The 24,101-nt window shown below is 58.5% G+C and carries 30 protein-coding genes; 12 read left to right on the plus strand and 18 right to left on the minus strand.

Annotation, left to right across the window (positions count from 1 at the left end; translation table 11 throughout):
• Positions 1-9: 9 nt before the first annotated feature.
• From ugpE to ugpB, 3 genes are all read right to left on the minus strand, one after another.
• Complete coding sequence (gene ugpE / locus J7399_RS03365) at positions 10-861, minus strand: sn-glycerol-3-phosphate ABC transporter permease UgpE (protein WP_209077743.1); 852 nt, start codon at positions 859-861, stop codon at positions 10-12.
• A complete protein-coding gene (ugpA, locus tag J7399_RS03370; protein ID WP_209084132.1) occupies positions 861-1,742 on the minus strand; it encodes a sn-glycerol-3-phosphate ABC transporter permease UgpA in 882 nt (293 codons plus the stop codon). Before ugpA ends, ugpE begins: the two co-directional genes overlap by 1 nt.
• An 88-nt stretch (positions 1,743-1,830) precedes the next feature.
• Positions 1,831-3,135 carry a sn-glycerol-3-phosphate ABC transporter substrate-binding protein UgpB gene (gene ugpB, locus J7399_RS03375; RefSeq protein ID WP_209084134.1) on the minus strand — a complete coding sequence of 435 codons (1,305 nt, stop codon included), beginning with the start codon at positions 3,133-3,135 and terminating at the stop codon, positions 1,831-1,833.
• 158 nt (positions 3,136-3,293) lie between these two features.
• On the opposite strand from ugpB, the gene J7399_RS03380 reads away from it, so the two are divergent.
• From J7399_RS03380 to J7399_RS03390, 3 genes are all read left to right on the plus strand, one after another.
• Positions 3,294-4,208 (plus strand): LysR substrate-binding domain-containing protein, encoded by a 915-nt coding sequence (locus tag J7399_RS03380; RefSeq protein WP_209084136.1) that lies wholly within the window; start codon positions 3,294-3,296, stop codon positions 4,206-4,208.
• Positions 4,209-4,374: 166 nt separating this feature from the next.
• Entirely contained in the window at positions 4,375-5,352 is a 978-nt protein-coding gene (locus J7399_RS03385) for a nitronate monooxygenase family protein (protein WP_209061672.1), read from the plus strand.
• A gap of 11 nt (positions 5,353-5,363) precedes the next feature.
• Complete coding sequence (locus J7399_RS03390; RefSeq protein WP_209084138.1) at positions 5,364-6,140, plus strand: enoyl-CoA hydratase-related protein; 777 nt, start codon at positions 5,364-5,366, stop codon at positions 6,138-6,140.
• A gap of 66 nt (positions 6,141-6,206) precedes the next feature.
• Here J7399_RS03390 and J7399_RS03395 read toward each other — a convergent pair whose 3' ends face one another.
• The 3 genes from J7399_RS03395 to J7399_RS03405 all read right to left on the minus strand — a co-directional run bounded on the left by J7399_RS03395 (position 6,207) and on the right by J7399_RS03405 (position 7,864).
• A complete protein-coding gene (locus J7399_RS03395; RefSeq protein WP_209077737.1) occupies positions 6,207-6,674 on the minus strand; it encodes a thioesterase family protein in 468 nt (155 codons plus the stop codon).
• A gap of 127 nt (positions 6,675-6,801) precedes the next feature.
• Positions 6,802-7,449 carry an alpha/beta family hydrolase gene (locus tag J7399_RS03400; protein WP_209084140.1) on the minus strand — a complete coding sequence of 216 codons (648 nt, stop codon included), beginning with the start codon at positions 7,447-7,449 and terminating at the stop codon, positions 6,802-6,804.
• Between the two features lie 103 nt (positions 7,450-7,552).
• On the minus strand, positions 7,553-7,864 hold the full coding sequence (locus tag J7399_RS03405; RefSeq protein ID WP_209061680.1) for an ETC complex I subunit: 312 nt from the start codon (positions 7,862-7,864) through the stop codon (positions 7,553-7,555).
• A gap of 549 nt (positions 7,865-8,413) precedes the next feature.
• Here J7399_RS03405 and uvrB point away from each other — a divergent pair.
• The 3 genes from uvrB to J7399_RS03420 all read left to right on the plus strand — a co-directional run bounded on the left by uvrB (position 8,414) and on the right by J7399_RS03420 (position 11,855).
• Entirely contained in the window at positions 8,414-10,606 is a 2,193-nt protein-coding gene (uvrB, locus tag J7399_RS03410) for an excinuclease ABC subunit UvrB (RefSeq protein WP_209084141.1), read from the plus strand.
• Positions 10,607-10,953: 347 nt separating this feature from the next.
• The gene (locus tag J7399_RS03415) at positions 10,954-11,442 is read left to right on the plus strand and encodes a hypothetical protein (RefSeq protein WP_209084142.1); all 489 of its coding nucleotides are present in this window, start codon (positions 10,954-10,956) and stop codon (positions 11,440-11,442) included.
• 29 nt (positions 11,443-11,471) lie between these two features.
• A complete protein-coding gene (locus J7399_RS03420; protein WP_209084143.1) occupies positions 11,472-11,855 on the plus strand; it encodes a hypothetical protein in 384 nt (127 codons plus the stop codon).
• Between the two features lie 51 nt (positions 11,856-11,906).
• Here J7399_RS03420 and J7399_RS03425 read toward each other — a convergent pair whose 3' ends face one another.
• Positions 11,907-12,194: a zf-TFIIB domain-containing protein gene (locus J7399_RS03425; RefSeq protein ID WP_209084144.1), complete on the minus strand. Its 288-nt coding sequence runs from the start codon at positions 12,192-12,194 to the stop codon at positions 11,907-11,909.
• 405 nt (positions 12,195-12,599) lie between these two features.
• On the opposite strand from J7399_RS03425, the gene J7399_RS03430 reads away from it, so the two are divergent.
• Positions 12,600-13,103: a pyridoxamine 5'-phosphate oxidase family protein gene (locus J7399_RS03430; protein WP_209084145.1), complete on the plus strand. Its 504-nt coding sequence runs from the start codon at positions 12,600-12,602 to the stop codon at positions 13,101-13,103.
• Positions 13,104-13,134: 31 nt separating this feature from the next.
• A complete protein-coding gene (locus J7399_RS03435; protein ID WP_209084146.1) occupies positions 13,135-13,533 on the plus strand; it encodes a VOC family protein in 399 nt (132 codons plus the stop codon).
• 41 nt (positions 13,534-13,574) lie between these two features.
• On the opposite strand, the gene J7399_RS03440 is transcribed toward J7399_RS03435, so the two are convergent.
• From J7399_RS03440 to J7399_RS03450, 3 genes are read right to left on the minus strand one after another with little or no spacing between them, the layout of a single operon-like run.
• Positions 13,575-14,078: a hypothetical protein gene (locus J7399_RS03440; protein ID WP_209077728.1), complete on the minus strand. Its 504-nt coding sequence runs from the start codon at positions 14,076-14,078 to the stop codon at positions 13,575-13,577.
• A 17-nt stretch (positions 14,079-14,095) separates the two neighbouring features.
• Positions 14,096-14,503 carry a universal stress protein gene (locus J7399_RS03445; RefSeq protein WP_209061696.1) on the minus strand — a complete coding sequence of 136 codons (408 nt, stop codon included), beginning with the start codon at positions 14,501-14,503 and terminating at the stop codon, positions 14,096-14,098.
• Between the two features lie 34 nt (positions 14,504-14,537).
• Complete coding sequence (locus J7399_RS03450) at positions 14,538-14,864, minus strand: antibiotic biosynthesis monooxygenase family protein (protein ID WP_209061698.1); 327 nt, start codon at positions 14,862-14,864, stop codon at positions 14,538-14,540.
• A gap of 228 nt (positions 14,865-15,092) precedes the next feature.
• Between J7399_RS03450 and J7399_RS03455 the strand changes: the two genes are divergently transcribed.
• A complete protein-coding gene (locus J7399_RS03455; RefSeq protein WP_247742706.1) occupies positions 15,093-15,413 on the plus strand; it encodes a hypothetical protein in 321 nt (106 codons plus the stop codon).
• Between the two features lie 7 nt (positions 15,414-15,420).
• Here J7399_RS03455 and hisD read toward each other — a convergent pair whose 3' ends face one another.
• Positions 15,421-16,731, minus strand: coding sequence for a histidinol dehydrogenase (gene hisD, locus J7399_RS03460; protein ID WP_209084148.1), 1,311 nt, complete (start codon positions 16,729-16,731; stop codon positions 15,421-15,423).
• An 89-nt stretch (positions 16,732-16,820) separates the two neighbouring features.
• Between hisD and J7399_RS03465 the strand changes: the two genes are divergently transcribed.
• Positions 16,821-17,786 carry a LysR family transcriptional regulator gene (locus J7399_RS03465; RefSeq protein WP_209084149.1) on the plus strand — a complete coding sequence of 322 codons (966 nt, stop codon included), beginning with the start codon at positions 16,821-16,823 and terminating at the stop codon, positions 17,784-17,786.
• A gap of 144 nt (positions 17,787-17,930) precedes the next feature.
• On the opposite strand, the gene J7399_RS03470 is transcribed toward J7399_RS03465, so the two are convergent.
• On the minus strand, positions 17,931-18,359 hold the full coding sequence (locus J7399_RS03470) for a low molecular weight protein-tyrosine-phosphatase (protein ID WP_209084150.1): 429 nt from the start codon (positions 18,357-18,359) through the stop codon (positions 17,931-17,933).
• A gap of 90 nt (positions 18,360-18,449) precedes the next feature.
• Between J7399_RS03470 and J7399_RS03475 the strand changes: the two genes are divergently transcribed.
• Positions 18,450-19,154 carry an NAD-dependent deacylase gene (locus tag J7399_RS03475; protein WP_209084151.1) on the plus strand — a complete coding sequence of 235 codons (705 nt, stop codon included), beginning with the start codon at positions 18,450-18,452 and terminating at the stop codon, positions 19,152-19,154.
• A 63-nt stretch (positions 19,155-19,217) separates the two neighbouring features.
• Here J7399_RS03475 and J7399_RS03480 read toward each other — a convergent pair whose 3' ends face one another.
• The 6 genes from J7399_RS03480 to meaB form a co-directional block, all read right to left on the minus strand.
• The gene (locus J7399_RS03480) at positions 19,218-19,709 is read right to left on the minus strand and encodes a copper chaperone PCu(A)C (RefSeq protein ID WP_209061710.1); all 492 of its coding nucleotides are present in this window, start codon (positions 19,707-19,709) and stop codon (positions 19,218-19,220) included.
• 36 nt (positions 19,710-19,745) lie between these two features.
• Positions 19,746-20,105, minus strand: coding sequence for a hypothetical protein (locus tag J7399_RS03485; RefSeq protein ID WP_209084152.1), 360 nt, complete (start codon positions 20,103-20,105; stop codon positions 19,746-19,748).
• A gap of 101 nt (positions 20,106-20,206) precedes the next feature.
• A complete protein-coding gene (gene rpmB / locus J7399_RS03490; RefSeq protein WP_209061714.1) occupies positions 20,207-20,497 on the minus strand; it encodes a 50S ribosomal protein L28 in 291 nt (96 codons plus the stop codon).
• 171 nt (positions 20,498-20,668) lie between these two features.
• Entirely contained in the window at positions 20,669-21,379 is a 711-nt protein-coding gene (locus tag J7399_RS03495; RefSeq protein ID WP_209084153.1) for a hypothetical protein, read from the minus strand.
• Positions 21,380-21,532: 153 nt separating this feature from the next.
• Positions 21,533-22,165 carry a hypothetical protein gene (locus tag J7399_RS03500; protein ID WP_209084154.1) on the minus strand — a complete coding sequence of 211 codons (633 nt, stop codon included), beginning with the start codon at positions 22,163-22,165 and terminating at the stop codon, positions 21,533-21,535.
• A gap of 140 nt (positions 22,166-22,305) precedes the next feature.
• Complete coding sequence (gene meaB, locus J7399_RS03505) at positions 22,306-23,277, minus strand: methylmalonyl Co-A mutase-associated GTPase MeaB (protein ID WP_209084155.1); 972 nt, start codon at positions 23,275-23,277, stop codon at positions 22,306-22,308.
• A 118-nt stretch (positions 23,278-23,395) separates the two neighbouring features.
• On the opposite strand from meaB, the gene J7399_RS03510 reads away from it, so the two are divergent.
• The gene (locus J7399_RS03510; RefSeq protein ID WP_209084157.1) at positions 23,396-24,064 is read left to right on the plus strand and encodes a DUF3108 domain-containing protein; all 669 of its coding nucleotides are present in this window, start codon (positions 23,396-23,398) and stop codon (positions 24,062-24,064) included.
• The last annotated feature ends 37 nt before the right edge of the window (positions 24,065-24,101 follow it).

Genomic DNA, 24,101 nt, shown 5'->3' on the forward strand with positions numbered 1-24,101 from the left:
GTCGTTTGCCTATTTGTCTGTCTCGGTCAGCCCTTGCACAAAGAGCTTCTGCATTGCGATCACCACAAACACCGGCGGGATCATCGCCAGTAGTGCGGTCATCATGATGATGTTCCATTGCGGGGATTGCTCTGCTGCCTCCAGCATCTGTTTGATGCTCATGACAATCGTGGTCATGTCGTTGTCTGTGGTGATCAGCAGCGGCCAGAGATACTGGTTCCAGCCATAGATGAAGAGGATCACAAACAGCGCGGCAATGTTGGTGCGGCTGAGCGGGACGAGGATGTCGATGAAGAACCGCATCGGTCCGGCCCCGTCAATCCGCGCGCTTTCCAGCATCTCATCCGGGATGGTCAGAAACACCTGCCGGAACATGAAGGTCGCGGTGGCCGACGCAATCAGCGGCACGGTCAGCCCCCAATAGCTGTTGAGCATCCCCAGATTGGCCACCACCTCAAAGGTGGGCAGGATGCGCACCTCTACGGGCAGCATCAGGGTGATGAAAATCAGCCAGAAAAAGCCCATGCGGAAGGGGAATTTGAAGTAGACGATGGCGAAGGCTGACAAGAGCGAGATGATGATCTTGCCCAGTGCAATCATCAGCGCCATAGCCAGCGAGTTCAGCAGCATCCGCCACACCGGCGCGGCCTCCGCACTGGAGAGCCCGGAACCAAAAAGCGTTGCCTTGAGGTTTTCCAAGAAGTGCGTGCCCGGCAGCAGCGGGATTGGCGCTTGGGTCATGCGCACGGCGTCATGGGTGGCGGCCACAAAGGTGATCCAGATCGGCAGCGCCACAAGCACCACGCCAAAGATCAGGATCAGATGGCTGACCAAAGTCAGGATGGGACGATTTTCAACCATCAGTATTCGACCTTTCGCTCAACGTAGCGGAACTGGACCACGGTCATGGTGATGACGAGGAACATCAGGATCACGGATTGTGCCGCTGAGCCGCCCAGATCGAGGCCCACAAAACCGTCGTTGAACACTTTGTAGACAAGGATTGTGGTGCTGTTCGCTGGCCCGCCCTGTGTCACCGCGTGGATGATGCCGAAGGTGTCAAAGAAGGCGTAGACCGCGTTGATCACCAAGAGGAAAAACGTCGTGGGCGAGATCAGGGGGAAAATGAAATCCTTGAACCGGCGCACCGGCCCTGCCCCATCAATCGCAGCAGCTTCGATCACCGAACGCGGGATGGATTGCATCGCGGCGAGATAGAACAGGAAGTTGTAGGCGATCTGCTTCCACGCGGCGGCAAAGATCACCAGCATCATCGCATGGCTGCCTTTGAGGTAGTGGTTCCAATCCAGCCCCACCATATCCAGAAGGAACGGGAAAATGCCAAGCGTCGGATTGAACATGAACACCCAAAGCGCGCCCGCCAATACCGGGGCGACCGCATAGGGCCAGATCATGAGCGTCCGGTAGGCGGTCGCCCCGCGCACCACGCGATCGGCAAAGGCCGCAAGGATCAGCGCAATCGACATCGACAAGATGGCCACCGCAGCGGAGAAAAACAGCGTGCGCCAGAATGTTGCGAGATACTGTTTGTCTTGAAACAGGATCTGGAAGTTCTCAAACCAGACAAACTCTGTGGACAGCCCGAAAGCGTCCTCAATCAGAAACGACTGATAGATCGCCTGAGCGGCTGGCCAGATGAAAAAGACCAGCGTGATGATGATCTGCGGGGCCACCAGAAGGAAGGGCAGCGCAGAGGATGGGAAATGGACGCGTTTGAGCATGTCACCCCTGAAAACCTGTGGTCGTTTTGAACGACAAAAAACGCCCGGCAGCCATGAAAGACCGCCAGGCGCCCGGAGTTAACCTTGATCAGTTGGCTGCACGCTCAAATTTGCGCAGCAGGGCGTTGCCGCGCTCGGCAGCCGCGTCCAGTGCCTCTTGAGCGGTTTTGTCACCAGCCCAGAGCGCTTCCATCTCTTCGTTGATCACGTCGCGCACCTGCACGAAGTTACCAAAGCGGATGCCGCGAGAGTTGGCGGTTGGCGTGTTCAGGCTCAGCTGTTGAATGGCGGTGTCTGTGCCCGGATTGTCCTGATAGAAGCCCTGCTCTTTGGACAGCTCATAAGCGGCTGTGGTGATCGGCACATAGCCGGTTTCCTGATGCCACCATGCCTGCACCTCAGCAGAAGACAGATAGGTCATGAACTGGGCCAGACCTTTGTATTCATCCGCCTCATGGCCTGCGAGCGCCCAGAGCGTTGCCCCGCCGATGATGGAGTTCTGCGGCGCGTCTGCGACAGCGGTGTCCAGCGGCAGCATGGTCTGGCCAAACTCAAAGCCTGCCTGGGATTTGATCGAGCCATAATATGCGGAGGAATTCATCCACATGCCGCATTCACCATTGGTGAACATCGGCAGGGAGTCACCGCGACGACCGCCATATTTGAAGAGGTTGCCATCTGACATCGCCGCGACATCGTCCAGACGGGCCGCGACCTTGTCGTTGTTGAAGGTGAATTCGGTGTCAAAGCCCGCAAAGCCGTTTTCTTTGGTGCCCATCTCAAGATCGTGCCATGCGGAGAAGTTCTCGATCATGACCCAGGATTGCCAGCCAAAGCTCACGCCGCAGTCCATGCCGCTGTCAACCAGCGCCTGAGAGGCGGCTTTCACATCATCCCAAGTTTTGGGTGCATCAACACCCGCCGCCTGCAGAGCATCGGCGTTGTACCACAGCACCGGTGTGGAGCTATTGAACGGCATCGACAGCAGTTCGCCTTCAGGCGTCTGGTAGTAGGAAATCACCGCTGGCAGATAGTCGGATTTGTCAAAACCTTCACCGGCATCCGCCATCATCTGCTCAATCGGGTAGATCGCGCCCTTTGCCGCCATCATGGTTGCGGTACCCACTTCAAACACTTGCACCAGATGCGGATGCTCTTTGGCGCGGAAAGCCGCGACTGCCGCGGTCATCGTCTCGGTGTAGTTGCCTTTGTAGGTTGGCACCACTTTGTACTCAGACTGGCTGGCGTTGAAGTCTGCCGCCATCTTGTCGATACGCTCGCCATTGGCGCCGCCCATGGCATGCCACCACTGGATCTCGGTCTGGGCCATGCCCATTCCTGCCATCAGGCTCGCCAATGCCACGCCGGAAAATGCTGCTTTGGTAAAATTCATCTCTCTCGTCCCCTCACTGAACTGACCAAATTTCAGGCAAAGCATTCGAAAATAGATGAAATAATGCAAGTTAAACTTTTTAGACACAAACATAACTCAGTGTTATATAGGTGCGATAAAACGATACAAACATAAGAAAAACCAAGGGTTCGGGTGCCGTGAAATTTCAGATGAGACAACTCGAAGCCTTCCGTGCGGTGGCGGAAAGCGGGTCAATTACCAAAGCTGCGGAGGCACTTGGCGTCTCTCAACCGGCAGTGAGTCGGCTTATGTCGGACTTTTCCAAGTCGGTCGGCTTTGAGCTTTTTCACCGGCGGCGCGGGGTGCTCGAACCCACCAGCGACTCCCGCTATTTGCTGGCAGAGGTGACCCGCATTCTGGACCGGCTTGATCATCTGGATGATCTGCGCCGCGACATTGCCGAGCGGAAAACGGGACATATCCGCATTGCCTGCCTTCCCGGATTTGCGACCAGCCACCTGCCCGGCGTGCTGGTGGATTTTCTCAGCGATCGCCCCGGAGTGACCGTCACCTTGGAGCCGGATCGGCCTGAACGCATTCTGGAGTGGATCATCGGGGAGCAATATGACTGTGGCATCACCGACGGGTTTGCCGGGCATCCGGCGACGGAGGCCACCGATATTTCCATCCGCTCCGTGCTGATCATGCCAGAAGGTCACCCGCTAACCGTCAAGCAGGTGATCACGCCCAGCGACATTCGGGATGAGAAGCTGATCCACTCGCGCCGCGACAGCCCATTCTTTCGCCGGGTAGAGCGCGCCTTTGCCGATCATGGCGAGCAGCTCAAATCCTGGATCGAAGTGCGCCAGTTCACCGCTGCCTGCACCATTGTCAGCCAGGGTCATGGTGTGTCGATTGTCAGCGCCTTGGACGCGGAGCAATATCGCAACAAGGGTTTGACCATCCGGCCTTTTTCGCCACAGATCGACCACCGGCTGACCATTCTGCGCCCGGTGACCGCCAATGCCTCGCCGCTGGTTTTTGATTTTATCAAAGCCTTCACAGACAGCCTTGTGCCATTCATGGCCGCAGGTCCGAACGCACCGGGATAAAGGCCTCAACGGCCTCCTGAAAATTACCATTTCCGGCCATAAAGGCACGCTAAATGGCCGGAAAAATCAAGGACGCTACGTTTTCAAGATCAGCGCTTTCATCCGTCGCGCCTCCCATGGTTCTTATGCACCAAATCAGGATCGTAAGAGATAGAGGAGGCTTCTCATGAAAACAGCCATCACCGAAATGTTGGGGATTGAACACCCGATCATTCAGGGCGGAATGCACTATGTCGGCTTTGCCGAGATGGCGGCGGCGGTTTCCAACGCAGGTGGGCTTGGCACCATCACCGGCCTCACCCAGAAAACACCGGCAGATCTGGCCAATGAAATTGCCCGCTGCAAGGACATGACCGACAAGCCGATTGCGGTGAACGTGACCTTCCTGCCAACCGTCAACGCACCGGATTATCCCGCGCTCATCAAAGCCATCATCGACGGCGGCGTGACCGTGGTGGAAACCGCAGGCCGCAACCCTGCGCAGGTGATGCCTTATCTCAAAGACGCGGGCATCAAAGTGATCCACAAATGCACCTCTGTTCGCCACGCGCTGAAGGCGCAGGAGATTGGCTGTGACGCGGTCTCCGTGGACGGGTTTGAATGCGGTGGTCACCCGGGCGAAGATGACATCCCCAACATGATCCTGCTGCCGCGTGCCGCAGATGAGCTGGAGATCCCCTTTGTGGCCTCCGGCGGTCAGGCAGACGGCCGCTCTCTCGTGGCCTCTCTGGCGCTTGGCGCTGCGGGGATCAACCTCGGCACCCGCTTTGTGGCCACGCAGGACGCCCCTGTGCACCAGAACGTCAAAGACGCGCTGGTCGCTGCTACAGAGCTTGACACCCGTCTCGTCATGCGCCCGCTGCGCAACACCGAGCGTGTGCTGACCAACAAGGCGGTGGAGCGTGTTCTCACCAAAGAGAAAGAAAAAGGCGACGCGATCCAGTTTGACGACATCATCGATGAGGTCGCAGGCGTCTATCCGCGTGTTATGCAGGATGGCGAAATGGATGCGGGCGCATGGTCCTGTGGCATGGTCGCGGGCCTGATCAACGACATCCCGACCTGCGAGGAGCTGATTTCGCGCATCATGCGGGAAGCTGATGAGATCATCAATCAGCGCCTTGTTGGCTTCAGCAAAGCGTAAGGGGACCTAAAATGACCGATACAACCACACCAGAAAACGGCGTTCTCACCGAACAGCTCGGCCAAGCGATGCGCATCACCATGACCGCGCCGGGCAAGAAAAACGCCATCGACAAAGACATGTACCTTGGTCTGGCCGACGCCTTCAACGCGGCCGCTGCCAACTCCGAGATCCGTGCAGTCTGGCTGCGCGGCGCAGACAATGACTTCACCAGCGGCAATGTGGTCTCTGGCTTTGATCAGACCGCCAAAGGGGACAATCCTCCGGTGGCGGCCTTCCTGAAGGCGCTGATCGAATTCCCGAAACCGATCGTTGCCGAGGTTGAAGGCGTCGCAATCGGCATTGGCGCCACCATGCTGATGCATTGCGATCTGATCTATGTGGCGGAAGGCACCCGCTTCCGCCTGCCTTTTGTCAACCTTGGTCTGGTGCCAGAAGCCGGCGCGAGCTACGTGCTGCCACGTCTGATGGGCCAAGCCAAAGCGGCGGAGCTGCTGCTGTTGGGCCGCATGTTTGACGCGGACGAAGCGCTGAGCGCGGGTTTGATCAATCAGGTTCTGCCTGCGGCCGATCTGGTGCCCACGGTTGAGGCGACGCTCAAGGCGCTGTGCGAACAGCCACCGGAAGCCATGCGCCTGACCAAGGCGTTCCTGCGTCGTGATCTGGAAGGCACCCTTTGGGATCGCGTCAGCAATGAGCTATCGGATTTTGCCGCCGGTCTGGACAAGGACGAATTCAAAGAGGCCTACGCAGCCTTCACCGAAAAGCGTAAACCGGTCTTCAAATAAGACAAGAAAGCCGATGCAAGGACCTCCCTGCATCGGCTTTTTTCTATTGCCAAAATCTGTGGAAACTCAGACCAGCTTGGCCCCTTCCGGCACGGTCACGGCGTAGTCGGTTTTGAAAATCTCTGGCATCTTCACAGGGCGACCTGTGGTCAAATTGGTGCTCACATAGTCAGACTGCGCGCGTAGGATGGTTTTCTGATCGCTCAGGCGCACCACCTGAAACAATCGACTGCAGCGCAAGCGCCCATCGTTTGACAGGATCCAGTTAAACACCACGACCTCGTCATCCAGAAAGGCTGACGACAGGTATTTGATCTCATGGCGCACAGCCGCCATGCCGCGCTCCATCTTCAGGCAAACTTCTTCGGTCAAACCAACCGCGCGCGTGTGCTCCCAAACGGTGGCGTCCAGCCACTTCAGATAGACCGCATTGTTGACGTGGTGAAACCCGTCCAGATCCTCTTTGGTGACCTGAAAGCGTTTCCAGTAAGAGTTTGGAAAATCAGCGAGGTTTTCGATCTCTTGATCCGTCATGTGCACTGCTCACGTTGGCTTGGGAAGGAGGATTTTGAGACACCCTAGAGATTGCATTCACACTGCGCCAGTCAGCGCATTAGGTCGCTACGCAACGTCCCTGCAACATGTCTCTTGGGCAGGCAATTTAGTGAGCACAGACCTGTTTGATCCAATCAGCCGCCACCTCGCAAAGCCGCTCCAAATGCGCGGCGTGGTCCAGCCCCGTCACCCGTTTGCGCGGCTTCAGATCATGGTCGCCATCTTCAAACCAAGCGAGTTCCACCTGCTGTGACAGCGCATAAGTCGCCACTTCTTCTTGGGTGCCAAAGGGATCACGCGTGCCATGGCATATCAGGGTCGGCGTCAGCAGCGTTTCCAGATGCGCAACCCGCAGGGTTTCGGGCTTGCCCTGCGGATGGAACGGGTAGCCAAGGCACAGGGCACCTTTGATCTTTTCTGCCGCCAAAAGATCATCCGCAATCAGGCTGGCAACGCGCCCGCCCATGGATTTTCCGCCAATGACCACCGGACCAGTTTGGGCCAGCGCCGCCAGCGCCGCGAGATATTCATCCTGCAAGAGCGCCACCTTGGGCGGCGGCCGTTTCGCACCGCCCGTGCGCCGCTGCGCCATATAGGCAAATTCAAACCGCGCCACCTGCACACCGCGCGCTGCCAGACCTTCGGCCACGGTGGTCATAAACGGCGCTTCCATGCCGATCCCCGCCCCATGTGCGAACACAAAGGTCGGCGCGCCCTTGCCCGCTGGGTTAATCAGAAATTCAGGTGCAGTCATGCGGCCTCCAAACATAGAAAAGGCGCCCGCAGGCGCCTCGATTAACACTCACCCCGGCTCCGCCCACTAGAAAGGCACAACACGGGGTTTGGCAGATCCAGCCTCAGTGTGTCCAAGGCCCGCGCCGGTTGGTGGCAAAATTCTCGCCATAGCCGCCCGCGCGGATGTTTGGCTTGCGCTTTTGCGGCTCAACCACCTGTGCGTCGATCCCGCGATCCCGCGCGTAGGCCACTGCCGCATCTTTGCTGTCGAACTTCAGGCGCACCTGGCTCTGCGTGTCGCCGGAGCCGGTCCACCCCATCAGGGGATCAATGTCCTTGGCCTCCGAAGGGCCGTATTCAAGCACCCATTGGTGTGTCTTGGCGGTGCCCGATGACATCGCTGTCCGGGCTGGCTGATAGATACGCGCAATCATCGCATTCTCCTTGGACTGTTCACTTTATCACGGATTCCGGACGCTGCGACAAGTGGCAGAATAGCGCAGAAGCGCTTGCAAATATTCAATCTTTGGAAAGGAAAGGCTCGCAAGCAACCAAAACGCCTTTCCAAACTGCGGGGAGCGAGGGGTGTAAGTGCAGATTGAAACGGTCGTTGCACATGGTTGCTTGCTGAAATGAGCATATCGAACATGCCGCTTTATTTGCAAGTGCAACATATATTTAATTACGCAAAGCGCTGGAATTTTGTTCTAAAATTTCAAAAGCAAGCACAACGACTTACTTAATGAAGCGCACCAACTGCTTCCCTTAGGGCAATTTGAGCCAAATTGCTGCAGCGCCAAAACGGAGATCGCGCTGTTTTTCTGCAAACGCAAAACCTCCCCTCCTGTCACTTATTGTCAGCATTTCACATCAGCCACCCTTGAATTGCTATTTCGCCCTTGCATAAGAACAAAAAGAGACCAACATCAGAGACTGGCGCGCCCGCGCGCGCAAAACGTTTGCCCAGCGCCTGGATATTCACGATGACCGATGCCGCCAATGCTCCGCTCTTAAATGGCCCTGATCCCAGCGCCCCCCGCCGCCCCAAGCTTGAGGGCGGCAAACGCATTGTTATGCATACAGAATTTGAGCCTGCAGGCGACCAGCCCACCGCCATTGCTGAACTCTCCGCAGGCGTGAACGACGGCGACCGCAATCAGGTGCTGCTTGGTGCCACAGGGACCGGTAAAACCTTCACCATGGCCAAGGTCATTGAGGAGACCCAGCGCCCCGCCATCATCCTTGCGCCCAACAAGACGCTGGCGGCGCAGCTCTATGGCGAGATGAAAGGCTTTTTCCCGGAAAACGCGGTCGAATATTTCGTCAGCTTCTATGACTACTACCAGCCGGAAGCCTATGTGCCGCGCTCTGACACCTTCATCGAGAAGGAAAGCCAGATCAACGAACAGATCGACCGGATGCGCCACTCTGCGACGCGGGCTTTGCTGGAGCGCGATGATGTGATCATCGTGGCCTCGGTGAGCTGCATCTACGGTATCGGCTCGGTTGAGACCTACTCCGCCATGACCCTCGATCTGAAGGCGGGTGGAGAATATGACCAACGGCAGGTGATCGCCGATCTGGTGGCCCAGCAATACCGCCGCAACGACGCTGCTTTCCAGCGCGGGTCCTTCCGAGTGCGGGGCGACAGCCTTGAGATCTTCCCTGCCCACTTGGAAGACCGCGCATGGAAGCTCTCCTTCTTTGGCGAGGAACTGGAAAGCATCACCGAGTTTGACCCGCTGACAGGCGAGAAGACCGACACATTTGAACAGATCCGCGTGTATGCGAACAGCCACTATGTGACGCCCAAGCCAACGCTCAACCAAGCCATTGTGAACATCAAGAAAGAGCTGCGTCAGCGGCTGGATCAGCTGGTGGACGAAGGAAAACTGCTTGAGGCGCAACGGCTGGAGCAGCGCACCAACTTCGATCTGGAGATGCTGGAGGCGCAGGGCTTCTGCAACGGCATCGAGAACTACTCTCGCTATCTGACAGGCCGCGCGCCGGGGGAGCCGCCCCCCACCCTGTTTGAATTCATCCCCGACAACGCCATCGTCTTTGCCGATGAAAGCCACGTGTCGGTGCCGCAAATTGGCGGCATGTACCGGGGCGACTACCGCCGTAAATTCACGCTGGCGGAACACGGCTTCCGCCTGCCCTCCTGCATGGACAACCGCCCGCTCAAGTTTGAGGAATGGGACGCCATGCGCCCGCAATCGGTCTTTGTTTCCGCCACGCCCGCGGGCTGGGAACTGGACCAATCCGGCGGTGTGTTTTCTGAACAGGTGATCCGCCCCACCGGCCTGCTTGATCCGGAGGTGGAAATCCGCCCTGTGGAAATGCAGGTGGACGATCTGCTCGATGAGATCCGTAAGGTCACCGCCGATGGGTTCCGCACGCTGGTGACCACGCTCACCAAACGCATGGCCGAAGACCTCACCGAATATCTGCACGAGCAGGGCATCAAGATCCGCTATATGCACAGCGACATCGACACGCTGGAACGCATTGAAATTCTGCGGGATTTGCGGCTTGGCGCGTTTGATGTGCTGGTCGGCATCAACCTGCTGCGTGAGGGGCTCGACATCCCGGAATGTGGGCTGGTGGCCATTCTGGATGCGGATAAAGAGGGCTTTTTGCGCTCTGAGACCTCGCTGGTGCAGACTATTGGCCGGGCGGCGCGGAATGCTGAAGGCCGCGTGATCATGTATGCGGACCGTATGACCGGCTCCATGGAGCGCGCAATTGGCGAAACCAACCGCCGCCGCGCCAAACAGATAGCCTATAATGAAGAACACGGCATCACGCCCGCGACGGTCAAAAAGAACGTCGAGGATGTGCTGGCCGGGCTCTATCAGGGCGACACCGATCAGTCCCGCGTCACCGCCAAGATCGACAACCCGCTGCACGGCGGCAATCTGGAGACCGTGCTCAACGGGCTGCGTGACGATATGCGCAAAGCCGCAGAGAACCTCGAGTTCGAAGAGGCCGCGCGCCTGCGCGACGAGATCAAACGTCTGGAAGCCGTGGATCTGGCTGTGGCAGATGACCCCATGGCGCGCCAATACGCGATTAAGGCTGCTGAGGAAGAGGCGGTGAAGAGCAAGGGGCGCTCGACGGCAGGCCGTGCTGGGCAGCGTGGTGGGAACGTGCGGAGCAAACGCGGGCGGTAAAACGTAGGGTGCGCAATCCTTGCGCACCGACGCACGCACAACAAAGGGTCAGCGCCGGACCGGGGGCGGCGCACCAAAGCGCACAATTTGGCATTTTATGTCAGCCAAGTATCTCCCACTCCATCAAGTGGTCACGATATTCGTAAAAGCGCCGGCCCATGGGGCCGGTCCGGCGCTGGCCCGGCGGCGCAAGGCGCCTTTTTCCGGGCTAACTCAGAATGAGTTTTCCGGCTCAGCAATTGAAGTGAGGGTTTTGCCTGTTCGGTCGCTGTGCGGCGGCATCCGCGCCCTGAGGCAGCACAAAGCCGTGACTTGGCGCAAGCCATGCCAATCGCTACCCTTCCCCCATGCGCATACTCTTCATCCCTCTCCTCTTAGCCACCCTCGCCTCCCCTGCCACAGCATGGGAAGCCACCACCGGCGACATCTGCACCCTGACGCATGAGACCGCCGACACCCGCGTCCACCTCACTTACGACCCAAGCAAACCGCTCTACACCCTCGCAATCACCCGCAAGTCCGATCCATGGCAGCAAGCCCCATGGTTCGCCATGCGGTTCCTTGGCCCCAATGAGATCACCATCTCCACGCCGAAACATGCGCTGTCGGACAATGACCAAACGCTCAATGTGGCGGACAGCGGGTTTGGCAATGTGCTGGACGGGTTGCAGTTCAACCACACCGCAGCGGCGTTCACTCAGGCGCAGACCATTCCACTTTCGCTTAAAGGGGCCGGGCCGGAAGTGCAGAAATTTCGTGACTGCGCCGCTGCAACACTCTTGAGCCACCCGTTATCCGATAACACCGCCGCGTTTTTGCCTGTCACAGCGCCCTAAGCCATGGCTCCGAAAAAACGGAGACTCACATGCACGCAAAATGCGCCCTCGCCCTGCTCACCCTTTATGCACTTGCCGCCTGCGCCACGCCGCTGGAACGCTGCCTCAACACCGCCAACAGCCGGGTGACGCAGCTGCAGAACGCCGTCGCCACAGCCGAAGGCAATATCTCGCGCGGCTATGCCATCCATACCTATCAGGAGCCGGTTGTTGTGCCCAAAGACTGTCACGATGAGCACGGGCGTTGGTATCGTTGTGATGAGACGGAATATCACACTGTCGAAGTGCCGGTGGACATCGACATTCGGGCGGAGCGGGAAAAGCGCGATGGCTTGCGCCGGGATCTGCGGGCTGCACGCACACAGGCCGCGCGACAGTCGGATCAGTGCTTTGCGGCCTATCCCGAAGGCTAAACCAAAAACGGGGGCGCAAGGCCCCCGTTGTCATCTCATCCGAGCACACGCTTAGAAATCAAAGATGTCATCCAGAAAGCTGCTCATCCTTTTCTTTTTGCGCGGCTTGCTGTGGTAATCGCGATCGTGCCCGCGGTCATAGTCGCGGCTCTCATAGCCACGGCCTTGCGGGGCCTGCTGCTTTGGCGGCGGTGGCGGGCTGTAGGCGCTTGCGCGTTCAATGATCTTGTCCAGCTCCCCGCGATCGAGCCACACGCCGCGACACTCAGGGCAATAGTCAATCTCCACACCGTTGCGATCTGCAATCACCAGCGTCGCGCCATCAACCGGACATTTCATCAAAGAACTCCTCCTATGTTTCCTGAGACAGAGATAGGCACGCACCGTTCAAATTTCATGAGCGCAGGCAAAGACATAGCGCCACACGCGCAAAATTTCGCGCAAACCTGACTGAAACGCTCAAATTCCGATCCTGACAAAACCACTCAACTATATGTTTTTAAACGATTTTCTCTTGCACCTCCCTGCGACTCACTCTAGATAAATACTCAAGACATCAGCGAGCCAGATCGGCAACTCACGTACGAAGCGAGCGCTCCAGCAAGGCCCAGCCCAACGCCAGGTCCAGCCAGACAGCCAGCCACGCACGTAGGCAGCAAAGATCAAGCCAGCGATACAATGCGGCGCAAGGGAAAATCCCCAGCGCCGCTTTTGTTTTGGGCCATAGGCTGGCAATGTGCTGACATGACTGAAAAATCTCCGATCCGCCCCACCGATGAAGATGCCCGAGCCTTGGCGCGCGCCTTGATTTCAGAGGCCCGCTTTGCCGCACTGGCGGTGACAGATCCCGAGACAGGCGCACCCTCGGTCACGCGGATCGCCATCGCCACTGCACCTGATGCGGCGCCGCTCACTTTGATCTCCGACCTCTCCAGCCACACGGCAGCGTTGCGCGCTGATCCCCGCTGCGCCTTGCTTCTGGGCGAGCCTGCCGAGAAGGGCGATCCTCTTACCCATCCGCGCCTGACGGTTCATGCCAAGGCCTGTTTTGTGCCACGCGACAGTGAAGAGCACACAGCGCTGCGCAGCCATTATCTGGCGCAGCGGCCCAAGGCGAAACTCTATGTGGACTTTGGCGACTTCAGCTTTGTGCGGTTTGACGCCCTCAGCGGTCTTCTGAACGGCGGATTTGGCAAGGCTTTCAAGCTGACACCGGTGGATATGTTGGCGCCATCCAGCCCAGCTTGACCCATGGCGCGCGCGTCCCTACCGTCGGGCTATGCCCCTATATTCGCTTGATCACGCAAACATCCGCACCGGCAATCTCAGCAGGATGGTCGCCTTTTACGAAGAAGTCTTGGGGATGAAGGCAGGCCCCAGACCGGATTTCGGTTTTCCCGGCGCGTGGATGTATCTGGGGGAGCAAGCGGTGGTGCATCTTGTGGAGGTGGAGGGCAGCCCGCAGACCGATGGTGATCTGGCGCTTGAGCATGCCGCCTTTGGTGCGACGGGCATGGCGGCGTTTCTCGACCTGCTGAAATCCCGCAAGATCGACTACTACCTCGGCTTCCCGCCGGGCTTTCCGATTGTGCAAGTCAATCTGAATGATCCAGACGGCAATCATCTGCATGTGGATTTTCACATTGATGAATTGCCGGAGAAACTCCGCCCGGCTTAGCCAGTGGCGCGCATTCGATGAGCGCCGCTACCGCTCACGCGTCACTGCATCAAAGCTTTGGACGCCAGAAGCACTTGAGCGATCGGCTCAAAGTAGCGCACTTCCAGCGATGACGCGCCCCGCATTGCGGCTACGGCCCGATCCACACCGTCGCCATAAAGCGCCTGCGCAACGGGCACCGAGTCAGCCGTGACCGCCTTGATGCGCCCACCATTCACGCGGACCCGGTCGACGTTCTTGTCAAGATGCTCGCGCACAAAGGCATAGAGCCCGCGATTTACACGGGTCAGCGCAACCTCGGCCTCCCAATACACGGAGGCATTGGCCACCACCCGCACGGTCTGGCTATAGGCCTGACGCAGGCAATCTACGCGATAGATCGGATCCAAGGTCGCGCATTGCTCTGCACCGTAGGTGAAAGTGTCAACGGCCCGCTTGGTCTGATGCTCGGAGAATCCATTGTCCTCCTCCGCAGAAACAGCGCCCGCCAAAGCCAATACCGCAACCATCGCGGCTCCGCGCAACCATTTGACAGTCTTGATCATTTTGCCGGGGCTCCTTGTTAACGGGTCACGTGAATCGCACAGGTGGCGTGGCGCACAACCTGCGCCGCAGTACTGCCCAGTACAATATCCTGAACCCCGGGTCTATGCGACGCAATGACGATGCAGTCCACATCTTCGTTTTTGGCCCAATTGACAATGGTTTTCCCTGCGGAACCTTCGGTTACCACCCCGCGCGCATTGGGCATCTCTGCCCCCATCGCCTCAAGGCTGGCAACAATGGCGGCCTGCGCCTCTTCCTGAAAGCCCTTTGGCACATAGTTGATCACATAGTTGGGCACATTGGCCATCACATGCAGCAACGTCACCTGACCATCCTCAGCAACCAAGCGGCGCGCCACCGCAATCGCCTCTTTCGGATCATGCGCATCATCAAAGGCCACGGGAACCAAGATATGCTGATACATGTGACTCTCCCAAGCCTTTGAAACCCAAACCAGACTAGGCCCGATCAAAAGCCTCTACAACATCATACATCACCGGCTCAAAACTGCGGCAGAGCTGATGGATACGCCGGTTTCGCTCCCGCATTTCCTCACTCCGCAGCATGGCCTGAAAATCCTCGCGGCGACGCCATTGAGAATAATTGGCGATCCGGGTCTGCGCATCATTCACGTGCAACCCCGCCGCGATAAAACCCGGCTGTTTTGAGATAAACTGATCATAAGCTTCGGTCAGCGCATCGAGCAGATCCTGACAGGTGCCGGGGGTCATCTCAAATGTCGTGATGACGGTTTGAAGGTCCGCCTCCTTGGTGATTTTGGGCATAGTTCCTCCTTCCTTTTCCTCAGCTTAGCGCAGCCACGCCGCGATTGGCCAATGAATAAAGCCGCATCGGCACAGAGCCGCGCCTGTCGGGCTGCGCCACGCAACCGCACCCCACGCGCTTGTGATTGCAACAAACCCGCCTCTGGCCCATACTGGGCGCAAATACGGTCAGGCCAAATGACGGAGCAAAAGTATTTCCGCGGGCCCGAGCAGACACATGAGGCAGTAATGACCCGAGCACTTTTTGCGCTGCTGATGGCAGCTTTTCTGATCCCGTCGATCCCACAGCAGGCAGACGCGCGTGTACTGAACCGCGCCTGTCAGCAATCAGAGCGTGACGCCGCCAACCGCAGCCTGTGCCGCTGCATTCAAAAAGTGGCGAACAAATCGCTATCCCGTGCGGATCAGCGACTGGCCGCCAGCTTCATCAAAGAGCCGCATAAGGCGCAGGAAATCCGCCAGTCAGACAGCCGCAGCCATGAGATTTTCTGGAAGCGCTACAAGGCCTTTGGCGAAGACGCCACGCGCAGCTGCAACCACCTGCGCTAAGGCGCATTTACGCACCGCTGACCAACTTCAAGCTCGGCGGCGTCAGAAAATGCTCCTCTCGCATCTCCGCGCTGATGGCATGGCCAACCATGCCCTCTTCGCGCGAAATCACAGAGGAGGCCCGCACCAACTCAGGCAAAGCCTCATCCGCAAGCCGCTGCCAAGTCACGGTTTTCAGGAATTTATGCACCGACAGCCCGCCTGTGTAGCGCGCGGCTCTGTCAGTGGGCAGCACGTGGTTTGGCCCCGCCGCCTTGTCACCAAAGGTCACGCAGGCGCGCGCCCCAAGGAACAGTGAGCCATAGCTGCGCAGCCGCGTTTTCCACCATGCCAGATCCACCGCCTGCACATGCAAATGCTCCGGCGCGTATCTGTCTGAGACCAAAGCCATTTCTTCGCGCCCCTCACAGAGGATCACCTCGCCGCGCTCTTCCCATGCTTGCCGCGCGGCACTGCGGTTGGGCTCCGGCAGCTGTGCCACGCAATCCGCGATCCGCGCCATCACAGCCTCTGCCAACGCGCGATTGTCACAGACGAGCCAGACCGGAGAGTTGCTGCCGTGTTCCGCCTGCCCCACCAGATCCCAAGCCACAAGATCGGGATCGGCGCTCTCATCTGCAATGATCAAGACATCTGTGGGACCCGCAAACATATCGATGCCCACTTCGCCAAAAAGCTGCCGCTTCGCCTCAGCGACATATTGATTGCCCGGCCCCACCAGAATGTCGGCGCGGCCAGCTCCGAAATGCCCCTCTGCCATGGCAGCCACCGCCTGAACACCGCCAAGCGCCAAGGCGCGGTCCGCCCCGGCAAGCCACATCGCATAAAGGATCGCCGCCGGAATGCCCTCCCCCGGACGCGGCGGTGAGGCAGCTGTCACATCCCCGACCCCTGCCACACGCGCGGTGGTGATGCTCATCAACGCGCTGGCGATGTGGCTATAGCGCCCGCCAGGCACATAGCAGCCCGCTGCATCCAGTGGGATCACCCGCTGCCCGGCCAACAAACCCGGGCGCAGCTCGACCTCAAATTCGTTGAGGCTACTGCGCTGCGCTTCGGCAAACCGGCGAATGTTGTTATGCGCGTAGCGGATCGCATCACGCAGATCAGGCGTGACATGCTGTGCAGCTTCGGCCATTTGGTCCCGCCCCACCACAACCTCGCCGTCCCAGCGATCCAGCCGCTGCGCATACTCGCACACCGTCGCCTCTCCGCCCTGCCGGATACGGGTCAGCATGATTTCGACAGTGTCTCGCGCATCCGCCGTACCGGCCTCTGCAATCGTGGCGTCCGCCCGCTTCAGATAAGTGATGGTCATGTCAGTCTCCTGCCATATCTCGATGTTATTCTTGGCTTGACCCAATCCCTACGACTATTCACAAAAGGCAAATCTGCCGGAGAGCCAAAATGTTGAACAAAGGTGTCACCCTCAGAGGGTTGGAAGTGTTTGAAGCGCTCGCAGCAACCGGAGCCGTGGCGCAGGCGGCGGAGATCACGGGGCTGTCGCAACCGGCGGTGTCTCAACAGATCCGAAATCTGGAAAAAGCGCTTGGTGCCGACTTGCTGGACCACAGCAAACGACCCATGCAGCTCACTCCTGCAGGGCGCGCCTATCTGATCCGCGCCAGTGCCGTGCTCTCGCAGTTGCGGCTGGCGCAGTCTGAGCTGGCGGTGATGGATCTCACCCACCTGACGCAGCTCTCCATGGGCATCATTGATGACTTTGACAATGACCTGACCCCGCGCCTTGTTACGACGCTGGCGGAGTCGATGACCCGCTGTCAGTTCCGCCTTGTCACCGCGCCGAGCCATGAGATCACCGAAGCCATTCGCGCCCGTGATCTGCATCTCGCAATCACCGCCTCCTCCGGAGAAGTCATTGACGGGATTACCGAATACCCGCTGACCCGAGATCCGTTTATCCTGATTGCCCCAGCCGGTCGCGTGCCTGCGAAAGGCGATGTCATGGGCGCGCTGGCCGATCTGCCGATGCTGCGCTACGGGCAGGAGCAATTGATTGGACGTCAGATTGAAGCCCACCTGAAACGCTGCAAACTTGACATTCCGCAACGGTTTGAAATCGGCTCCAACCCGTCGCTCATTGCCATGGTGTCGCGCGGCATTGGATGGGCCATCACCACGCCTCTGGGCTACCTGCGTGCGACGCGCTTTCATGATCGCGTCACCGCACACCCGCTGCCGTTTGCCCCCTTCAGCCGCACCATTTCGCTTCTGGCAAGCGGAGACTGGGCTGACACAGTGCCGCGCGACGTGGCCCAAACCATGCGCAATCTGCTGAGCAGCCACATGATTGCCCCGGCCATCGAGAAACTCCCGTGGCTGGAGGATGATTTTCGCGTGTTGGACCGATAGGCACCGCACAGGTCTGGCTCCGAAATGACTTCGGTTTCACTGTCTGCCGGTGCCGCTCATTTCAGCAAGAGGCCGCAGCGCTGCTTTGCAAACAGCAGCCTCTACTTTTCATTTTTCTGAAACTACGGCCTCAGTTGCGCAGATCTAAAGCGCAGTAACAAGACCGCGTGCGCAGGTTTCAATCAGATCCAATGCCCCGTCAAAATCACGGGTGTAGTAAGGATCAGGCACCGCATCAGCGCCGCTGTCTTCATAATCGGTGAAAAGCCGCACTGGCGTTTCGTTGCCCGCCGGACGCAACCGCTCAATATTGGCGAGATTGTCTCCGTCCATTGCGATGATCAGATCAAAACGCGAGAAGTCTGCGACGTCGAACTGGCGCGCGCGCAGATCTGAGAGATCGTAGCCCCGCGCCTTGGCCGCCGTTTGCATCGGGCCATAGGGCGGCTCTCCCACGTGCCAGCCTCCAGTGCCAGCGCTGTCTGCGTCCACCTCCGGTGCAAAGCTGCGAAACACGCCTTCGGCGGTGGGGGACCGGCAGATATTGCCCAAACAGACAAACAAAATTTTCATGGCGGATCATCCCCTTACCTTGCCAGCACCCCGACACCTTGCCACAGTCAACACAGAGGCACCACATGCAGCAACCAGCGAGACGCGCATATGACCACCAACATCGTTATCCTGACCGGCGCCGGTATCAGCGCGGAAAGCGGCCTTGGCACATTTCGGGACGAAGGCGGACTTTGGGCGCAGCACCGAATTGAGGATGTGGCCACGCCAGAGGGCTTTGCCCGCAATCCCGATCTCGTGCATGAGTTTTATAACGCCCGTCGCGCCAATGCGGCAGAGGCGGCACCCAACGCCGCGCATTATGCGCTGGCCGAGCTTGAAGCCAAACTTGACGGCACCCTGCTGATTGTCACCCAAAACGTCGACAGCTTGCATGAAAAAGCTGGCAGCAAGAACGTGCTGCATATGCATGGGATCCTTGCCGGAGCACTGTGCGCCGCATGCGGTCACCGCTGGGAGGCTCCGGCGGTGATGGCCAAGGAAGACCCCTGCCCGGCCTGCGCCGCGCCTCAGACGCGCCCGGACGTGGTGTGGTTTGGCGAAATTCCCTATGAGATGGAGCGCATTGAGGATGCGCTTTCCGCGGCGGACATCTTTGTCTCGATTGGCACGTCAGGAGAGGTTTATCCGGCGGCGAACTTCGTGTCACACGCCGACTATATTGGCGCGCATACGGTGGAACTGAATTTGGAGCCCTCTGCCGGGGCATCCCGCTTTGCCGAAGTGCATCTTGGCCCCGCCACGGAAACAGTCCCGCAATGGGTGGCGAGCGAGCTGGCCCGCACCAACAGCTGACGCAAACAAATAGGGCCACCTCAACGGGCGGCCCAGATTGAAGACGTAAACAGAGCGCGGCGGTCAGCCGTCGGTCTTTTTCATCTCGCCATGGCCATGCGCCCCTGCGGCGGGCTTGCGCTCCAGATCCACAGGCACCTCAAGCGTGATATCGCCTGCTTTTTCAAAGGTCAGCGTCACATTCACAACGTCGCCATGCTCCAGACCATGGGTCAGCCCCATGAACATCACGTGATCGCCGCCACGTTGCAGCATGTGCTTGCCACCTGCCGGGATCACAAAGCCCTCTTTCACATGCAGCATTTTCATTTTGCCGTCGCCGATGTCCTTATGGGTGTGCAGCTCTGTGCGCTTGGCTACATCGGAGCTGACAGAGACCAGACGGTCATCTTCGCTGCCGGTGTTCTCGATCACCATAAAGCTTGCTCCGGATTTGGAGATCTTGGTGGCGACGCGGGCATAGGCGTCTTTCACGGCAATGGTTGTTTCGGCAAATGCCGGAAGCGCGAAAGCCACAGCGGCAGCGGCGGCGAGGGTGAAGGTTTTGACGGACATTATTGGTCTCCTGTCCCTGTGAGTTGATGTGTCAGATTAAAAAATGAACACACCAATCGGAGGCGCACGTGCGCTGGGGGAGGTTTGACGAATCGCCTCTACGTGGTCGCCCAAAGCCAATCGCGCAATGCGACCCTGCCCAAAGTGGGCTTCTATTGCGACCTCGGGCACCGCGATCCAAGTCAGCAAAGACGCCGAAAAATCAGGGCATAGATGCGGCGCGCCTGTGGGGTTGCCATCGGCATCCACGGGCACCATCACCGGATTTTCGCCGATGCAGTATTCCGCATAGCCTGTAACGCCGGGCATTCCACGCGCAATCGCCATGCTGTGCCCTGTCAGGACCAGCAGGAGCGCGAGCACTCCGGAGATATATGCGCGGAAAGTTGCCGTCATGCCCGCATATAGACATGGCGTCTAAGCTTTGTGAAGACGACAAAAGGAAACAGCCCCACCCGAGGGTGAGGCTGTTAAAATCTCAAAAAAGATCAGTGCGATCAGGCGTTTGCTGCCTGCGCTTTTGCGATCTCTTTTTTCACTTTCAGAGCGTTGTCGGAAAGCTCGGTGTCTTTTGCTTTTGCCAGGAACGCGTCCAGGCCACCGCGGTGGTCCACGGTGCGCAGCGCGGCTGCGGAGATGCGCAGTTTCACGCCACGGCCCAGAGTTTCGGACTGCAGAGTCACGTCGTTCAGGTTAGGCAGAAAACGACGCTTGGTTTTGTTGTTGGCGTGGCTGACATTGTTGCCAGTCATCGGGCCTTTTCCGGTCAATTCGCAACGGCGCGACATGGGTTCATCCTCGTTTTACGGTGCACGGGGATAACGGCCCCGTCAAAGCATAAGGGCGCTGCCTAGGCCGCGCCCGGAATTTTGTTTGGCGTGATTAGGCGGAATTGGCAGGGCCGTCAAGTGATTCAACATCACATAATGACTCTGATGGCCTGCAAAGGCGTTTAAACCTTATACATCCGCCGGGGAAGGCCCTCTGAGCGGCTTTTTAGACGGAAGGCTGTTGCGATCCCATCTGATCGTCATGCCCTGATCACGGCGCGCAAAGATCTCCGGCAGGAAGTTTTCGAAATTGCCGATTTCCTCAACGCTGTGCAAGAGCCAGGCGTAATTCTTGTCCTCATAGTAGAGCCAGGGAATGATCATCCGGTTCACAATCGGTTTGAAAATCCCTTTGGCCACACCAACGGTCAAGAGGTTGCGCACCTTGAGCCCTTCAGGTCCATCCTCATAGTGAAACTCCACATCCGCAACCGTCACACCGCTTCTGGTGGCGCGCAGGGCAAAACGGGTCTCATCTCTGCGCACGACCTCCAGCCGCTCATTTGTCGTGAAATCGGGGTTGCGTTGATAGCCCTCAACGATGGTGACAAAGTCGCCTGCCGTCAGCGGTCGCTCTTTGTCTGCCTTTTCGCTTTGCAGAGAGATATGGTCCTTAGGATGGCTCACCAAAAAGGCCGGATAGGTCGTGCCATCAATCACCAGAGAAAGATCCGCATAGACCCCATACCACCAACAGAGCATTTCTGCGGTCACTTCCCGAACCGGTGGGTGCTCGATTTCAAATAGGGTCCGTCCATCTGACAGATGCGTCACAGTCGAAAACGCGTTGTCAAAACTCTTGAGGTCCCATCCGAAGTCTCGCGGCTCAGGAAACTCCATGCACCACCCTCCCAGCTCATATTAGGCCAAACCCGCCTCTGCTTTCTCCACTGACAACAACACCTGATATTTCTCAGGACAGGCTGCGCATTTTCGACAAGCCACGCAAGATTTTCCGGAAGTCCCGCTGCGTCGCCTTGCGGATATGGGGGATTAAAACACACCATTGGCTGGCGTGGGCCAAGTGATGCGGCGGCCTTCGCCGCGCCGCTCATAGAGGATCGGCAGCAGGTGCTCCAAGACGCCAATCTCCTCCACATTGTGCTGCATCCATGCCTCGGTCTTTTTCACATCAAACAGGAACGGCACGACGAGATTGTTGATCAGGATCCGGGACCACCCTTTATCAACGCCGACCCAAAGGCAGGAGACCACGTCCGTTCCATCCCGGTGGGCTTCAAAGGAATATTCAAGTCCGGCCACCCGAAGCCCGGCGCGATAGACTTCGATGGCGTATTTGGAGGTATCCCGCTGTACGATCTTGAACTTCTCGATGGTGCGATAAGAGGGTTCAGCGCCGTAAGCCTCTTCCATGACAATATAATCGCCGGGGTTGCTCGGCATCATCTGCGTGGCCAGAAAAGGCTTGATATCTATGTGATCTCGCGGATGCCAAACCGAGAACGTCTTTTCAATATGCGCGCCCAAGTCGACTTCAAGGAACGCATAGACACCGAACCACCAGCACAGCATTTCACAGCTGATGCCGTTCAGCCGTTGATGCTCAACCGTCAGCTCAAGACGACCATCCGGCATTTGCGAAAACGCAGTGGTGGCGTCTTCCAACCGGCGCTGGGGTCACTCAAACCTTTAAAGCTCCGGACGCTTTGCCGGTGCAATTGACCTCTTCCCCATAGGTTTTCTGCCTCTATCTTGAACGCCAACATGCGCTCAAAATTGAATTTTCTCAGAAAACCATGCGTCAGCTAGGCCAGTCGCGCAAGCATCTCCTGCGCGGCCTGCGACGGCGTGATGACACCGGAGGCCACCTTTTCATCCAATGATTGCAGGTCCTTGCGCGCTTGCTCTTTATGCAGACGCGCCAGCAACCCCTGCCGCACCTCTTCGTGGAACCAAAACTGCGCCTGCGTGGCGCGGCGGATATCCCAATGCCCTTCCGTCTTGCGCCAATCCGTCAGCGCAGTCATTTCAGTCCAAGCCGTCAGCAGCCCTTCCTCTTCGAGCGCCGACACGGTCATTGCCTTTGGGAACCCTTCCGGATCCTGCGGACGCTTGCGCAACAGACGGAGCGCTCCGGCATAATCGGCGCAGGTGCGCATGGCGGTGGTTTTGAGCGCACCGTCAGCCTTGTTCACCAAGATCACGTCCGCCATTTCCATGATCCCGCGCTTCACGCCCTGCAGCTCGTCACCACCCGCAGGCGCCAACAACAGCAGGAAGAGATCAGACATTTCTGCCACAACCGTTTCCGATTGCCCGACCCCAACGGTCTCAATCAGCACGACATCAAACCCAGCCGCCTCACAAAGCGCCACCGCTTCTCTGGTGCGGCGCGCCACGCCTCCCAGATGGGTTTGGCTTGGCGAGGGGCGGATAAAGGCGTTTTTCTCCCGGCTCAGCCGCTCCATGCGGGTTTTGTCCCCAAGAATTGAGCCGCCGCTGCGGGCCGATGAGGGATCAACCGCCAGCACGGCCACGCGCAAACCCTGCGCGGTCAGCATCATGCCAAAGCTCTCAATGAACGTGGATTTCCCAACCCCCGGCGTGCCAGAAAGACCGATGCGCAGGGATTGTCGCCCAGCGCCGCGCAGGCTTTCCAGAAGCGCGCTGGCCTGTGCGCGGTGGTCATCCCGTGCGCTTTCCACCAATGTAATCGCCCGCGCCAGAGCCCTGCGGTCTTGTTTCAGTATTCTGTCCCGCAGTTCTGCGATATCCATGGCGACAACCCGTGCTTCTTGTTTGGAAAACTACATGCCGCGCCCCACCCTGTCTTGTCTAGTCCGGCGATACGTCAGCCGCTTCAATTTGCTGCCTCTTTGGATTTGCGCGGCGGCGATGACGGTACCTGCGGCGCGGGCAGAGAGCCACGCGCAGCTCTGGTCGGTACACGCCTTTGGCATCAAAGTGGGGGAGCTAACGCTGGCCGTAAGCGAAACGGACAACGCTTATGAGGGGGCAGGCAGCTTTCGCACCACCGGCCTCGCGGGCATCCTGCGCAGCATCCGCTTCACGGTTTCAGGTGAGGGCACGCAGGTTGGACAAAACCTGCGCCCCGCGCGTTATGACGGATATATCAACACCGGCAAGCGGGTGTCTGAAACCAGCCTTCAGGCGCAAAATAACCTGCTCATCAAAACCAAAGGCGCGCAGGATCCCGCAACGCCAATTGCGCCCAGCGCCACCAAGGGCGCGCTTGATCCGATGAGCATGATGTGGCTCAGCCTGCGCGACCAGACGGATCAAACACTGTGTCAGATCGACCAGACCCAGTTTGACGGCACCCGCCTTGTGCGCATCACTCTGAAAACCCGCGCCTCAGAGGGCAACAGCGTGACTTGCTCAGGCACCTATGACCGCATTGGCGGCTACTCTGAGGAGGAGTTGACGGAGCTCAAAACATCTCCGCTGTCGGTGACCTATGAGCGCGACGGCGATCTGTGGCGCGCGAGTGAGGTGCAGCTCACCTCAAGACATGGCAAGGCCAAGCTGATGCGGCGCGAGTAAGCCTCTGGACCCTCCGGCGCAGCTGGCCGATAACAGC

Source organism: Shimia sp. R9_1, from assembly GCF_017743775.1.
GTDB lineage: Bacteria > Pseudomonadota > Alphaproteobacteria > Rhodobacterales > Rhodobacteraceae > Shimia.

What these genes read in the sequence shown, in the direction of transcription:
- ugpE (WP_209077743.1), bottom strand. Translation starts at nt 861, where the DNA reads ATGGTTGAAAATCGTCCCATCCTGACTTTGGTCAGCCATCTGATCCTG.
- ugpA (WP_209084132.1), bottom strand. Translation starts at nt 1,742, where the DNA reads ATGCTCAAACGCGTCCATTTCCCATCCTCTGCGCTGCCCTTCCTTCTG.
- ugpB (WP_209084134.1), bottom strand. Translation starts at nt 3,135, where the DNA reads ATGAATTTTACCAAAGCAGCATTTTCCGGCGTGGCATTGGCGAGCCTG.
- J7399_RS03385 (WP_209061672.1), top strand. Translation starts at nt 4,375, where the DNA reads ATGAAAACAGCCATCACCGAAATGTTGGGGATTGAACACCCGATCATT.
- J7399_RS03390 (WP_209084138.1), top strand. Translation starts at nt 5,364, where the DNA reads ATGACCGATACAACCACACCAGAAAACGGCGTTCTCACCGAACAGCTC.
- J7399_RS03395 (WP_209077737.1), bottom strand. Translation starts at nt 6,674, where the DNA reads ATGACGGATCAAGAGATCGAAAACCTCGCTGATTTTCCAAACTCTTAC.
- J7399_RS03400 (WP_209084140.1), bottom strand. Translation starts at nt 7,449, where the DNA reads ATGACTGCACCTGAATTTCTGATTAACCCAGCGGGCAAGGGCGCGCCG.
- J7399_RS03405 (WP_209061680.1), bottom strand. Translation starts at nt 7,864, where the DNA reads ATGATTGCGCGTATCTATCAGCCAGCCCGGACAGCGATGTCATCGGGC.
- uvrB (WP_209084141.1), top strand. Translation starts at nt 8,414, where the DNA reads ATGACCGATGCCGCCAATGCTCCGCTCTTAAATGGCCCTGATCCCAGC.
- J7399_RS03415 (WP_209084142.1), top strand. Translation starts at nt 10,954, where the DNA reads ATGCGCATACTCTTCATCCCTCTCCTCTTAGCCACCCTCGCCTCCCCT.
- J7399_RS03420 (WP_209084143.1), top strand. Translation starts at nt 11,472, where the DNA reads ATGCACGCAAAATGCGCCCTCGCCCTGCTCACCCTTTATGCACTTGCC.
- J7399_RS03425 (WP_209084144.1), bottom strand. Translation starts at nt 12,194, where the DNA reads ATGAAATGTCCGGTTGATGGCGCGACGCTGGTGATTGCAGATCGCAAC.
- J7399_RS03430 (WP_209084145.1), top strand. Translation starts at nt 12,600, where the DNA reads ATGACTGAAAAATCTCCGATCCGCCCCACCGATGAAGATGCCCGAGCC.
- J7399_RS03435 (WP_209084146.1), top strand. Translation starts at nt 13,135, where the DNA reads ATGCCCCTATATTCGCTTGATCACGCAAACATCCGCACCGGCAATCTC.
- J7399_RS03440 (WP_209077728.1), bottom strand. Translation starts at nt 14,078, where the DNA reads ATGATCAAGACTGTCAAATGGTTGCGCGGAGCCGCGATGGTTGCGGTA.
- J7399_RS03445 (WP_209061696.1), bottom strand. Translation starts at nt 14,503, where the DNA reads ATGTATCAGCATATCTTGGTTCCCGTGGCCTTTGATGATGCGCATGAT.
- J7399_RS03450 (WP_209061698.1), bottom strand. Translation starts at nt 14,864, where the DNA reads ATGCCCAAAATCACCAAGGAGGCGGACCTTCAAACCGTCATCACGACA.
- J7399_RS03455 (WP_247742706.1), top strand. Translation starts at nt 15,093, where the DNA reads ATGACCCGAGCACTTTTTGCGCTGCTGATGGCAGCTTTTCTGATCCCG.
- hisD (WP_209084148.1), bottom strand. Translation starts at nt 16,731, where the DNA reads ATGACCATCACTTATCTGAAGCGGGCGGACGCCACGATTGCAGAGGCC.
- J7399_RS03465 (WP_209084149.1), top strand. Translation starts at nt 16,821, where the DNA reads ATGTTGAACAAAGGTGTCACCCTCAGAGGGTTGGAAGTGTTTGAAGCG.
- J7399_RS03470 (WP_209084150.1), bottom strand. Translation starts at nt 18,359, where the DNA reads ATGAAAATTTTGTTTGTCTGTTTGGGCAATATCTGCCGGTCCCCCACC.
- J7399_RS03475 (WP_209084151.1), top strand. Translation starts at nt 18,450, where the DNA reads ATGACCACCAACATCGTTATCCTGACCGGCGCCGGTATCAGCGCGGAA.
- J7399_RS03480 (WP_209061710.1), bottom strand. Translation starts at nt 19,709, where the DNA reads ATGTCCGTCAAAACCTTCACCCTCGCCGCCGCTGCCGCTGTGGCTTTC.
- J7399_RS03485 (WP_209084152.1), bottom strand. Translation starts at nt 20,105, where the DNA reads ATGACGGCAACTTTCCGCGCATATATCTCCGGAGTGCTCGCGCTCCTG.
- rpmB (WP_209061714.1), bottom strand. Translation starts at nt 20,497, where the DNA reads ATGTCGCGCCGTTGCGAATTGACCGGAAAAGGCCCGATGACTGGCAAC.
- J7399_RS03495 (WP_209084153.1), bottom strand. Translation starts at nt 21,379, where the DNA reads ATGGAGTTTCCTGAGCCGCGAGACTTCGGATGGGACCTCAAGAGTTTT.
- meaB (WP_209084155.1), bottom strand. Translation starts at nt 23,277, where the DNA reads ATGGATATCGCAGAACTGCGGGACAGAATACTGAAACAAGACCGCAGG.
- J7399_RS03510 (WP_209084157.1), top strand. Translation starts at nt 23,396, where the DNA reads ATGACGGTACCTGCGGCGCGGGCAGAGAGCCACGCGCAGCTCTGGTCG.